Raw genomic sequence first — 3,661 nt, 5'->3', positions numbered from 1 at the left:
GGGGTCTGATGCCGGAGGGGGCAGGATCGTATCATAAGGGTTTCAGCGGCGTTTCGGCCATCTGTACTCCCCCGTGAGCAGGATATGTGCCCACCCAAGGGGCGAGATATGCGCCATGAGGTGGGGTGAGCAGTCCAGGCCTTCGCGGCGGCGTTTGACGACGGCGAGGCCGAGATGCTTGGTGTTCCAGTAGATGACGATTGCGGCGAGCAGGTTCAGCCCGGCCATGCGGAAGTGCTGGCCTTCTGAGGTGCGATCGCGGATTTCACCCTGGCGGCCGATGCGGAGGGCGTTCTTCAGGGCATGGTGAGCTTCGCCCTTGTTGAGGCCGATCTGGGCGCGGCGCTGCATGTCGGCATCGAGCAGCCAGTCGATGATGAAGAGCGTCCGCTCGATCCGTCCGATTTCCCGCAGTGCCACAGCCAGCTCATGCTGACGGGGATATGATGCGAACTTCCGCAGCAATTGGCTTGGGGGCATGGCCCCCGCCACCATGGTTGCTGCGCTGCGCAGGATGTCGGGCCAGTTTGCCGTGATGAGGCGTTCCTTGATCTTGCCGCCAATCAAGCCCTTCAGCTCTTTGGGGCAGGAGGCCGGATCGAAGAGATACAGGCGCTTTGACGGCAGGTCGCGGATGCGGGGTATGAACTGGAATCCCAGCAGGGCGGTGACCGCGAAGACATGGTCGGTGAAGCCACCTGTATCGGCATACTGTTCGCGGATCTTCTGGCCGGCACCGGTCATCAGCAGGCCGTCAAGGATATAGGGTGCCTCGTTCACGGTGGCTGGAATGGTCTGTGTGGCGAAAGGGCCGAACTGGTCGGAGACATGGGTATAGGCCTTCAGACCGGGTTCATGGCCGTACTTGGCGTTGATCAGGTTCATTGCCTCGCCCTGGCGGGTCGTCGGGAAGAACTGCCCGTCGCTCGATGCGGTTTGTCCGGCGCCCCAGAAGCGCGCCATCGGCAGTGCCGACTGTCCTTCGATCACCATGGCCAGGGCGCGAGCCATCGCCTCGCTTTCGACATGCCATCGCGACAGGCGTGAGAGCTGGAAGAAGTCGTGCGTGTTCGTGGCCCCGGCCATTTTGCTGAGGCCGAGATTCAATCCTTCGGCAAGCAATACATTCAGAAGGCCGATCTTGTCCTTGCAGGGCGCGCCGGTACGCAGATGGGTGAATGCCTCGGTGAAGCCGACCTCCCCATCCACTTCGAGCAGGAGATCCGTGACCCTGACTTCCGGTAAGCGCCCATAGAGATCGAGCACCAGGGCGTCGGCTTCCTCGGGAACCGCCGCGGTCAGCCGATCGATTTTCAAGGTGCCATCCTCTATGGAACCTCCCGGTATGGCCCCGGCCTTTGCAGCGCGAGCCAGTCGGCATACAGCATCGGACAGACGCGCCTTGCGGTCGGCCAGCCAGGTTTCGGGCTCGAACGGCATGGCCAGCCTCGGCGTGTCGCGGGCAGCCTCGACCGGGACCAGCGCCTCCTTCAGGTCGCCATACCTTCGCGAATGCGCGAGCCAGATATCACCGGAACGGAAGGCGTCGCGCAGATGGAACAGGACCGCGACCTCCCATACTCGGTGCTCATCGTCGCCATTCAGGTGGCGATGCCACTTTGAAGTGCGGCGCAGGAAGGTCAGCGGTCGGTCGTCAGTCGTCTCCGTGCCCGCAATGATCCTGCTTGCCGCCAGCAGCGGGTCCGCCACGGGCGCGGCACAAATGTCGAGCGCCCGCAGCATCCGGGGCGCATAGCGCCGGAAGCGATGATATCCGTGAACAACATGCGCGAGCGGGTCCGCGGCGAATGTGTCGGTCAGTTGGGCGGCCGTGGCCACAAGCTCCTTGAGGGATATCCAGCCGCCGGCATTGCCGACGGCCTCTTCGAGGGAGGCCCGATCCTCATGCGCTTCCAGAAGCGCCGCGCCCAATGTCTTGAAGGATTGCAGGGTGTCCTTCAGCGCCGATTTGGCATCGTCCATTCGGGCGTCACATCGCGATTTCGCCTCGCGCCACGTCTTGCCGACGATCCGGTCATGGGTCTCGACAACGGCGTCGGCAATGGAACTGCGCCATTCCAGCGCGCAGACTGCAAGAATGGCGAGGCGGCGGTCACCCGAGATATCCCTCAGATCGCCAGCGAAGTATCGCTCGCCCTGCCGGCGCAGGCGCGCAATCCGGTGAGGAGGCACGTCAGCCAAAACCGTCTCGGCCAACCCAAGGCCCTGAAGAAACTCCAGGCGGTCCAGCAGGCGGTTCATGTCAGCCGAGTTCCGCCCGATCTCGAACTGGCGCAGCCAGACGAAGCGCGTGACCGAGCCGCCCGCATCTTCGGTCAGCAAGGCATCGAGCCGCGTTCGCATGTCATCATCCAGTCGACCGGCGATCCGGGCCTCGACCCGGCGTTCCGCCGCCACCAGCGCATCCGCGCACAACCGTTCAATGACGGTAATTCCGGGCAGGATGATCTGCGCCACTCGGCATTGCTCGACGAAGCGGCGCGCCAGATCCTCATTCGACCGGGCGGTTTCGGCGGCCCTCTCAAGCCAGGCTTTCAGGTCCCGGGCGCCCCGCCCGGTAAACATCTTGTAACCATAGATCTCGCGCAATTCGACAAGGTGCCTTCGGCGCGTGACGTCTGTCTCCGCATAGCAACATAGGTCGGCGGCCCTCTCGCCAAGTTGTGCAGCGATGAACCTAGCGACTTCGATCGGGATCACCTCGCCCGGCGATAGCAGCCGTCCTGGATGCCGAAAGGCGCAAAGCTGCAGGGCAAAGCCCAAGCGATTGTGAGACTGCCGCCGACGGCGGATCTGCTCAAGGTCTTCGTCAGCGAGCGTGTAGTGATGCAGGAGGGCCGCGTCGTCTGTCGGCAGGTCAAGCAAAGAAGAACGTTGGCGATCGGTAAGAACCTGGCGTCTGGGCATTGAGCGCGTCCCTTTTAATCTATACTTTGTTCAGTACAGAATCCGCACCAGCAAAATCAGTGACTTGCAACCGCAAATCGGGAGAGGGTTCAATTGGGACAGCGAGCCGCACTCTATGCCCGGGTCTCCACATCCGACCAATCCTGCGAACGTCAACTGAATGACCTGACAGCCTTCGCCGAGCGCGGCGGATACGAGGTGGTCGGCATCTTCAAGGAAACCGCGTCGGGCACGGTCGCAAGCCGGGCCGCGCGAAATCAGATCATCGATCTCGCTCAGACCCGCAAAATCGACGCCGTTTTGGTGACAGAGCTTTCGCGTTGGGGCCGATCCACCCAAGATCTGCTCGACACACTGCATAGGCTGGCAGGCTGGAAAGTATCCGTCATCGCCATGAGCGGGATGACCTTCGAACTCGACACTCCGCACGGTCGTATGATGGCGACGCTCCTCGCGGGCATCGCCCAATTCGAGCGCGATCTGTTGAGCGAGAGGGTAAAGTCGGGCCTTGCCGCCGCCCGTGCACGGGGAAAGAAGCTTGGACGTCAGCCAGGCCAGCGCCCCACGGCCGACAAGGTCGCCGACAAAGTCATCGCGGCCGTCGCAGAAGGTCGATCTTACCGCTGGATCGCCCGAGATCTCGCCATCAGCAAGAATACAGTGCTCGAAATCATGAAACGCTACCGGAAAAGCGCCTTATGATACGATCCTGCCCCCTCCGGCACTCGACCCC

2 protein-coding genes are annotated in these 3,661 nt (G+C 62.6%); one reads left to right on the top strand and one right to left on the bottom strand.

Translation table 11 applies throughout. The features are described 5' to 3' along the window. Positions 1 to 42: 42 nt before the first annotated feature. Complete coding sequence (locus tag ACK8OU_RS19945) at positions 43 to 2,928, bottom strand: Tn3 family transposase (protein ID WP_410305077.1); 2,886 nt, start codon at positions 2,926 to 2,928, stop codon at positions 43 to 45. A gap of 93 nt (positions 2,929 to 3,021) precedes the next feature. On the opposite strand from ACK8OU_RS19945, the gene ACK8OU_RS19940 reads away from it, so the two are divergent. Then, the gene (locus ACK8OU_RS19940; RefSeq protein WP_410305076.1) at positions 3,022 to 3,630 is read left to right on the top strand and encodes a recombinase family protein; all 609 of its coding nucleotides are present in this window, start codon (positions 3,022 to 3,024) and stop codon (positions 3,628 to 3,630) included. Positions 3,631 to 3,661 lie beyond the last annotated feature (31 nt).

The organism is Pontitalea aquivivens, assembly GCF_046507575.1.
GTDB lineage: Bacteria > Pseudomonadota > Alphaproteobacteria > Rhodobacterales > Rhodobacteraceae > Pontitalea > Pontitalea aquivivens.
This window is presented reverse-complemented; position numbering and strand designations above follow the sequence as displayed.